The organism is bacterium, assembly GCA_026398675.1.
Lineage (GTDB): Bacteria > RBG-13-66-14 > RBG-13-66-14 > RBG-13-66-14 > RBG-13-66-14 > RBG-13-66-14.
The window spans coordinates 1-7,965 of the sequence record JAPLSK010000122.1; the positions used below are offsets into that span (position 1 = coordinate 1).

The 7,965-nt window shown below is 65.6% G+C and carries 6 protein-coding genes; 5 read left to right on the forward strand and 1 reads right to left on the reverse strand.

The window, feature by feature from the left end:
* Positions 1–379: 379 nt before the first annotated feature.
* On the reverse strand, positions 380–1,537 hold the full coding sequence (locus tag NTW26_03010; GenBank protein ID MCX7021243.1) for an acyl-CoA dehydrogenase family protein: 1,158 nt from the start codon (positions 1,535–1,537) through the stop codon (positions 380–382).
* A gap of 696 nt (positions 1,538–2,233) precedes the next feature.
* On the opposite strand from NTW26_03010, the gene NTW26_03015 reads away from it, so the two are divergent.
* The 5 genes from NTW26_03015 to NTW26_03035 all read left to right on the forward strand — a co-directional run bounded on the left by NTW26_03015 (position 2,234) and on the right by NTW26_03035 (position 7,936).
* A complete protein-coding gene (locus NTW26_03015; GenBank protein ID MCX7021244.1) occupies positions 2,234–3,832 on the forward strand; it encodes an oligosaccharide flippase family protein in 1,599 nt (532 codons plus the stop codon).
* 53 nt (positions 3,833–3,885) lie between these two features.
* Positions 3,886–5,058 (forward strand): SH3 domain-containing protein, encoded by a 1,173-nt coding sequence (locus tag NTW26_03020; GenBank protein ID MCX7021245.1) that lies wholly within the window; start codon positions 3,886–3,888, stop codon positions 5,056–5,058.
* A 56-nt stretch (positions 5,059–5,114) separates the two neighbouring features.
* Entirely contained in the window at positions 5,115–5,651 is a 537-nt protein-coding gene (locus NTW26_03025; protein ID MCX7021246.1) for a hypothetical protein, read from the forward strand.
* Between the two features lie 414 nt (positions 5,652–6,065).
* Positions 6,066–6,872 (forward strand): hypothetical protein, encoded by an 807-nt coding sequence (locus NTW26_03030; protein MCX7021247.1) that lies wholly within the window; start codon positions 6,066–6,068, stop codon positions 6,870–6,872.
* A 14-nt stretch (positions 6,873–6,886) separates the two neighbouring features.
* Positions 6,887–7,936: a hypothetical protein gene (locus NTW26_03035; GenBank protein MCX7021248.1), complete on the forward strand. Its 1,050-nt coding sequence runs from the start codon at positions 6,887–6,889 to the stop codon at positions 7,934–7,936.
* Positions 7,937–7,965 lie beyond the last annotated feature (29 nt).

Below are 7,965 nucleotides of genomic sequence, written 5' to 3' on the forward strand. Positions count from 1 at the left end.
TCCTCTTTTCTTTTTTAATTTTTCAAATAACAACCTGGGCAGTGCAGATCATTTGATTTTCATTAAGCACTTCAAATTTTGTTCACCATCTGACAAATCGTGTCAGTGAATAGTGCAACTACTGTTGCCCAGCAAGGGTTGTGGTCTTTTAACCGTTCAGGTCACGGGATGCGGTGGGGTCGTTACTTCGCTATCACCGGATACCGTCGTTACCGTGGGAGAGGATTTTTCGTTTATGCGCTCAGCGCGTACCGTCGGCGCGGCGCTGGAAGGACGGCATGATCGAACGTTCCGGTCGAATGGGGCCGATACGAATGGCGTGGGCCATTCGGTTCAGTGCCGCTTCGCTTTACTTAAACGTCGAACCGGTTGTACGGAACTACTTCCTGGATACCAGCTCCTTGATCATGCTGGTGGCGATGACCAGTCGCTGAATTTGGTTCGTGCCCTCGTAGATTTGGGTTATCTTGGCGTCGCGCATGAGCTTTTCCGCCGGGTAGTCCTTCATGTAGCCGTAGCCGCCGAGAATCTGCACCGCGTCGGTGGTGACCCGCATGGCGACGTCGGAGGCGAAGAGCTTGGACATGGCGCTGACCTTGGAGATGTCTTTGGCTCCGGAGTCTATGTGGCGGGCTGCTTGGTAGATAAGCGCCCGCGCCGCTTCTATATCCGTGGCCATATCCGCCAGCATGTTCTGGATGGACTGGAAGCTGGAGATGGGCTTGCCGAACTGGATCCGCTGGTGAGCGTAACTCAGGGCCAGATCGAGGGCGGCCTGGGCGATGCCCACCGCCTGGGCGGCCACTCCGGGCCGTGTCCGGTCCAGCGTCCGCATGGCGATGGAGAACCCCATGCCCTCTCGGCCGAGGATGCTCTCCCCGGGGATGAAGCAGTCGGTGAAGGAGAGCTCGCGGGTCGAGGAGGCGCGGATGCCCATCTTGTCCTCCTTCTTCCCGTAGTTGAAACCCTCGGTCCCGTCTTCGACGATGAAAGCGGAGATGCCGCGGGAGCCCTTGGCGCGGTCGGTGATGGCGATGACGGTGTATATCTTCGCCTCGCCGCCGTTGGTTATCCACTGCTTGGTGCCGTTGAGGAGGTAGCCGCCCTTGACCCTTTTGGCCGTGGTCTTCTGGGCACCGGCGTCGGAGCCGGCCTCGGGCTCGGTGAGGGCGAATGCGCAGAGCTTTTCCCCGGCGGCCACCGAGGGAAGGAGCCTCCTTTTCTGCTCCTCGGTGCCGAAGAGGATGATGGGGTAAGCGCCCAGGGCGGTGCCGGCCAGGGCCAGGGCGATGCCCCCGCAGCCCCGGCTGAGCTCCTCGGTGATGAGGGCCAGCTCGAGGATGCCGCCGCCGAGACCTTCATACTCCACCGGGATGAAGGTGCGGAAGAGATCGGTCTGGGCGAAGATTTTGACGATGGGCCAGGGGAACTCCTGCCGGATGTCGTACTCGGCGGCGACGGGGCGGATCTTCTCATCGGCGATCCGCCGCGCCAGGTTCCGCATCTCGGTCTGTTCCGGGGTCAGGAGGTAGTCCATGCGCTCACCTCGCGGGTTACGAGCGGGTGAATTTTAACATATGAAAAGGGGGTCGGTCGGTCGGCGGGGGAATCGTCCTGCGGGATACCGGCGGGGTAGGGTTGCAACATGTCTCCTCCCCCCTCTGGGGGGAGGGCTAGGGAGGGGGGTGAAAGCGGCGGGTATAGGAAACGAAGTAACGCGAAGCGAACCGAGCGTAGCGAGCTATGCACATGGCAAATCCCCGTCCTACGTCATTACAATTGGATGGGCGTGAATCACGCGCTCCCCTCGTAGGGACCGACCTGAAGGTCGGCCTGCGGGTGGGTCGCAAGATCCACCCCTACGTCATCGCACCCCTCACCCTAACCCTCTCCCCAGAGGGGAGAGGGGACATGCAAAGGGCGTGTCTAAAGACCCGCCCCTACGTCAATGCTATCCGCGAGACACGGGTAGGTGAGGGCCAGGATTGGTAGGCCAGACGGCGGCCTGCAGAGGACTCGTCCTACGGGGCCGCCCTACGTCAACGCAACCGAAGTAATACGCGGCGGGGATAGGAAACGAAGTAACGCGAAGCGAATCCCCGCCCTACGTAAGTTCAATCGGCAACGCGTAGGCCGAGGTGAAGGTGAATCGCGGCGGTCCGCGGGGGACTCGTCCGACGGAACCGATTTATGCTACCCTTTGGCGGTACTTCCGACGCGGCGGGGCGGCTCCGTGCTCGAGCACCTGAAGAAAACCTTCAAGCACACCGTCATCTACGGCCTCGGCGGCCTCATTTCCCACGCCGTGGGCTTTCTTTTAATCCCCGTCTACACCCGCTACCTCTCCCCCAACGACTACGGCGTCGTGGCCATGGTGATGATCTACATCACCGTGCTGGAAATAGTGATGCGGATGGGCGTGGACAGCGCCCTCTTCAAGGTCTACTTTGAGGAGAAGGACGAGGAGTCACGGCGCACCCTGGTCACCACCACCTTCCTCTTCCAGCTCGTGGCCGCCGGCGCCATCTTCGCCCTCACCTACCCCTTCTCCGACGACCTCTCCGACCTTTTCTTCGGCACCCGGGACTACACGGTCTACTTCCAGTTCGCCACCGCCTCGCAGCTCCTGGTGATGATCCGGGTCGTGCCGCTGTCCATCATCCGGGCCAAGGAGCGGCCGGGCCTTTTCTCCATCCTGAACGTCATTCGGTTCGCCCTGGTGATGGGGTTCAACATCCTGTTCGTGGTGATTTTGGAGGCCGGGCCGCTGGGCATCGTCCAGGCCCAGTTCTACTCCGCCCTGGTGCTCATCCCGGTTTTCCTCGTCATAACCTTCCGCAACATGCGGCCGCGGCTTTCCTGGGACCAGTTGAAGCGGCTGGCGAGCTTCGGTCTGCCGCTGATTCCGGCGGGGCTGGCGGGATGGGTGCTGACCATGGCCGACCGCTACGTCCTGCGGCTGGTGGCCCCGGTGACCAAGTTCGCCCTCGTGGCCCAGAAAGGGCTCGGGGAGATGGTCACCAAGACCGGCGACGTCCTGGCGGGCGCCCTGCCCACCCTCGTGGACGTGGGCCTCTACGACCTGGCGTACAAGTTCTCCCTCATCGTGCGCATGGGCCTCATCCAGCCCTTCATCTTCGCCTGGGGTCCGTTGATGTTCAGCGTCTACCACCAGCCCGAGGCCAAGCAGGTTTACCGGGCGGTGCTGACGCTTTTCACCCTCCTGTCCGTGGGGCTCTGCTTCGCCGTGGGGGTGATGTCGCCGGAGATAGTGCGGCTCATGGCGACCTGGCCCTTCTACAGCGCCTGGAGCTCGGTCTTCATCCTCGGCCTCTCGCACTGCTTCTACGGCCTTTACATCGTCTTCACCGTCGGCACCTCGGTGGTGCACAAGTCCAAGTACCAGGCCTACACGGCGACCGTCGGCGTGGTGGCGAACATCGGCCTGAACTTCCTCATGATCCCCTTTTGGGGGGTGATGGGGGCGGCGGTGGCCACACTCTTGAGCTTCGGCCTCATGGCCGTTGCCCACTACATCTTCTCCCAGCGCGAGTACCACATTGACTACGACCTGGGAGTGGTGGTCAAGGTCGTGCTCCTGGCGACGGTGCTCTGGCTGGGGACGACGCTTCTGCCCTTCGGCTGGTGGGGACTCATCGGCCGGGTGGGGGCGCTGGGGCTCTTCGTGGTCCTGTTGAAGGTCCTGGGTCTGTTCAAGGCGGAGGAGGTCAAGCTGGTGGTGGCCGGGTTCAAGGAGTTCATAACCCGCAAGCGCGGCGGCGGCGACGACGCGGTGCCGCCCCCGGATGAGTTGGGCGAGTTGCAGGGATAGGCGGTTCGGTACCGACGTTAAACGGGGCGGAAGGATTGAAGGGGGAGGTCGCGGTGAAGGTCGGTGTCGTTATCGCTCTATTGACGCTCTGCCTGACGGTCTCGATGGCGGACCTGTCGTGGGTCTACTCGGTCTTCGAGGACGGGGTTCAGACCGTGGAACGATGGTGGCAACCGTTCTACGACGTTTATCCCGTCCCGGTCCCCTTCATCGTCAACGACCTGGCCTGGGTCGGGGACGAGCTGTGGTATCTGGGGCGGGGTGACAAGTATGCGGAGGTCGTCCCCGAGGGGGTCGCGCACGTCGAGCTCGGCCCGGTCGGCGAGCTGTTCTACCGCGTCGTGGAAGGCTTTCCGGGGACCGATTTTGGGGGGAGAACGATGATCCCCCGGGAGGGGGAGCTCCTCGTCTGCTCCGGCGGGAACCTCGCCACCTACCGTCCCGGCGAAGACGCCGCCCGATACGTGGGCGGGTGCGAGCGTCCCCTGGCCGACCTGACGGTCTTCGGCGGGGACCTGTACGGCTGGGTCGAACCGGAAAACCCGGATGAGCCCGGGCCCATCGTCCGTCTCGACTTCGACGGCGCCGACATGCGGGTTGCGGAGGAGCTGCCGATCGAGGTCTGGAAAACCGATTCGCTCTTCGGTTTCATCGCCGCCGATGAGACCGGCTTCTGGGTCTACGACGATTTCCTCCTGGGGCTGGTGCACGTCCTGCCCGACGGGACGCGCGACCGCTGGCTGCCGATGCCCGACTCCGGGCACCCGCCGGTGTACGCCCTCGAGGACGGCGCTCTGGAAATCGATTGGCCCGCGACGCGGAATCTGGGCCTCCACGGTCGGATTCGGGGCGAGGTCCGGGGCGCGGCGGCGGTCTGGCGCCCCAACGAGCTTCTTATCAAGGGTCTGAATACGGATTTCGTCTGGGTGCTGGACCTGGACTCCGCGCCGGTGCTGGAGGTGCCGGAGCGGTGGCTGGTGATCACCGCGGACGGCCTGAACCTGCGCGCCGGGCCGGGCGCCGGCTTCGACAAGGTCCGCCTGCTGAAAAAGTGGGACCAGGCCCTGGTCTGCGGCGAGACTACGGTCGGCGACGATGCCTGGTATCGGGTTGTGACCTTCGCCGGTGAGACGGGCTGGCTGTGCGCCGGTCAGGGCGGGGAGTCATGGGTGATCGTGTACCCGCCCGGCGAGGCTCCGTTTCTGAGTTATCCGAGCGATGCCTGAGTGGTCGTTTTTCCCCCGGCCGTCTATAATGGGGAAACCCTTCGTGAGGTTCGTCCATGCGGTCGGTGCTCGTTCTGCTGGCGGCGGCGATACTCCTCCCCCCGGCGTCGGCCGACGTGGAGTACGGCTACGGCACGCCGCCCTTCCCCCTCTGGCTCACATTCGACGTCGGCCCCAACTTCGATTTCGACTCATTCCTGGGCCCCGAGCTCGGCCTGACGCTCAACTGGTTTCCGCTGTCGGACTTTTTGCACCTTGGCGCCACCTACCGCTACGCCACGGGCGAGATGCTGAAACCCGAGGGTGAGGCGCTCGGGATGCACACCCTGGCGGGCCTGGTGGGCTATGGGAGCTCCAACGAAGCCGTGGCCTACTACACCGGCTTCATGCTGGGCGAGACCCGGCTGGACGGCTCATTCGCCGGTGACGAGCTGGACGAGTGGGTCTTCACCCTTGGCTTCTACGCCGACGTGCTGCTCCCTTTCAGAGACGTGCTGGGGCTGAACTTCCACGCGTGCGACCAGTACATCCATGGTGAGCGGGGCTTCTACGGCTACTACACCATCTCCCTGGGCCTGGCCATCGCGCTGTAGGGTGGCGTCGGGGGGGCGGGTCGCGATGACGTAGGGGCGACCCGTAGGATGAGTCCTCTGCGGGCCGCCGTGTTATCTACGTTCCCAGCCCCGACCCTCACCCTAACCCGTAGGCGAGCCTCCCCCCAAAGGGGGTAGGGGGCTATGGTGGCCCGTGCCCCGCGGGATGCGATGACGTAGGGGTGGGTCTGGCGACCCGCCCACGGGCCGACCTAAAGGTCGGCCCCTACGAGGTTGATGTGGGATTCACGCCTCACTCGTAGGGGCGGGTGTTCACGACCGGTCGTTTGTTAGTCCCCGCAGTTCACCCCTCACCCCAACCCGTAGGCGAGCCTCTCCCTGGAAGGGAGAGGGGACCGGCCCTCACACTGACCCGTGCTGCCGCGCCCCATATAGGCCATCTCGGGAGGATGTGTGTTTAAATTAACAATCCCGCTTTTACTCACCGCCCTCGCGGCCCAGGCGGCCATTCCGCCCCAGCCGGCCGAGGGGCTGCCCTGGCACCCCTGGCTCTACGACTACTCGGTCTTCCGGGCCGAGACCGCCCTGACCGAATTCGTCGGCAGCCTGGAGTTCGTCGGAGGGGAGTTGATTCTCACGAAGCACGGCCAGGGCGCCTTCTACCGCTACGACCCCCGGACGCGCAGCCTCTCGCCCGCCGGCGACGCCCCCTTCGACGTCTCCGGCTCCTTCTGGGATGGGGAGCGCCTCTGGCTGGCCGGAAGCGGCGCCGAGCTCTGGCGCTACACCGCCGACCTCGCGGCCGTCGAGGACTGGGGGGAGCCCTACGGCGAGCGCTGGTACATCGAGCTCCCGTCCTGGCGGCAGACCGGGCTGGCCCGGGTGGGGGAGGATTTCTGGCTGGTGGACGAGCTGGGCGTGGTTTACCTCTGGCGGCTGGGCGAGGCGGAGCCGCGCGGGGAGTACGTGGTCGGCCAGGGCCGCGAGCTGGCCTACGACGGGAAAAACCTCTGGCTCCTGTCCTATCGCGGAATCCTCAAGCTGACGACGGCAGGCGTGGTATTGGGGCGGATCCCGCTCCCGGCTACGGAGGGCTTCGCCGAGGGGCTGGCCTGGGACGGGTCGCGGCTGTGGCTGGCGGTGAACGACGCCGACCCCGACGGCCGCACGCTCATCTGGAGCCTGGACCCCGAAGCGGCGGAGCTCCTTCCGCTGGACGCCCCGCCCGAGGACCGCCGCGACGCCGTGGAGTACGATTGATCCGGAGGCGACCGTTGCGCCGTGCGCTCATCTTTCCAGCCCTGGTGTTTCTCCTTTTCACCTCCTGCGCCCACTACATCGTCGAGGGCTCGGCCCGGCAGACCGCGGCCTACAACGCCCTGGGCGAGCCGGTGGACCTATCGGCCCTCCCCGAGACGGTGACCGGCGACCCCGCCGACGACCCCAGCGCCGCGGGCCTCGCCGAAGGCGCGGAGCTTTCGGCGACCTTGGGCGGGCGGCTGGAGCGATTCGCCGTTACGAACGGCGGCGACCACGCCTACGGGGGCGGGGTCGGTCTCGGGAGCGCCGGGCTGGCGTGCAACTTCGCGACGGGAGGCTGGGGCTTCGCGGGTGCCGCCCTACGGCGGAGCGATTTCACCTACACCCTGGAGGAGGGGGATCGGCGGCTGGCGTTTTCCGGCGACCTGTGGGGGCTGAACGGGGCGGTCTGTTACGGGGGGAATCTGCGGTTCGGCCTCGGGGCCGAGGGGCTTTACGGCGGCTGGCGCTACGAGGGGCTCGACGGAGACTCCGAGGAGGGGGAACTTTTCGGCTGGCGCGCCCGGCTGGGGCTGCGCTACGGCGAGGGCGGCTGGAGCTTCGGCCTCCGGGCATCGGGACCGGCGGAGCTTGGCCGCGGGCCGGGGCTCCCCTGGGAGGCCGACCTCTGGCTGGCGTTGCCGCTCGTGGACCGGGGCGGGCTCAAGTCGGTGCTCGAGGTGGCGGCGGGCGGCTACTTCTTCGGGCCGGAGGCGGAGCTGACGGGGGAGCAGGGGCAGGACTACGCCGCGCGCTTGGCCGACGGCCTGCGGGGGCGGGTCGGCCTCGCGTGGGACGTCTCGGAGGATTTTTCCTTCAGCCTCGGGGCGTTCCTCTCCGCTTATCCCGTCAAGGATAACGACTCCGCGCGGCTGCTGTGGCAGGTTTACTCGCTGGGGGCCGGGTTCGGGAAAAACCCGCGCTGGGGGCTGGAGGCGTCTTTTTCCCAGGTGGGGACCGAGGGGGAGGACGGTTATTCGGACGGCGCGTTGAACCTGCGCCTGGGGGCGGATTTCGCGCTCTAGGCTCGTCGGATTGCGATGATGTAGGGCGG